Source organism: Desulfovibrio sp. (assembly GCF_019424165.1).
Lineage (GTDB): Bacteria > Desulfobacterota > Desulfovibrionia > Desulfovibrionales > Desulfovibrionaceae > Desulfovibrio.
In genome coordinates, this window is sequence record NZ_JAHZAA010000013.1 from 60293 (window position 1) to 60666 (window position 374).

At 44.4% G+C, this 374-nt stretch carries 1 protein-coding gene; it reads right to left on the minus strand.

Annotated features, from left to right (window positions below; all coding sequences use genetic code 11):
* A partial coding sequence (locus tag QZ377_RS06720; RefSeq protein WP_291440417.1) for a hypothetical protein occupies window positions 1-212 on the minus strand: 212 nt, incomplete at its 3' end.
* Between the last annotated feature and the right edge of the window lie 162 nt (window positions 213-374).

The following is a 374-nucleotide window of genomic DNA, read 5'->3' on the forward strand; positions in this document are numbered from 1 at the left end:
CTGCGGCACTGGCCGTTATGTTTGCTCACCCTATGGACTGTAGTAAGTTTATGGGCATCTGCGAACATAAACAGTGCGCCTTCTGCTGTCACTAGTGCTGCTGTTGTTACTGCGAGTTTTGTGGGTACAGTCGCTTGCCTGAAAACATTTCGATTTGAACGCTGTTTCTGGATATATATACTGGCTTTTTTGAGTTTTTTTTGGGTTTCCATTAATCCTGTCGATGCGCACAACATACAAAAATATTTACACCTTGAGTCTCTGGATTTTTTTCTTGTACGACAAGTTACAGAGGCATTGCAGTGGACGGCAGTTGTCATACTCTTGTCAGCAGGGCTTTATCTGTTAGGGTTTCGGCATACCGTTGGTTGCGC